Raw genomic sequence first — 214 nt, forward strand, 5'->3', positions numbered from 1 at the left:
CTCGGTCAGATAGCGCAGCGGGGTGAGCTCCGGCGGGAGCGGGATGCCGGTGAGGTACTCGGCGGGCGACGGGTTCGCCTGATCGGTGGCGGGAACCTCGTCGATCGGGGGCGCCGTGCGCGCCAGTCCCGCCGCGAGACCCGACGCGACCCCCATGAAGACGATCTCGGCGGTGACGACGAGCGCGAACCAGCGTCGCGATCCGTCGCGGGCG

The 214-nt window shown here is 73.4% G+C and carries 1 pseudogene; it reads right to left on the bottom strand.

Annotated features, from left to right (window positions below):
- Positions 1-214, bottom strand: a pseudogene (locus FJ658_RS15140) (copper transporter); the annotation flags it as partial.

This window comes from Schumannella sp. 10F1B-5-1, assembly GCF_006517535.1.
GTDB lineage: Bacteria > Actinomycetota > Actinomycetes > Actinomycetales > Microbacteriaceae > Schumannella.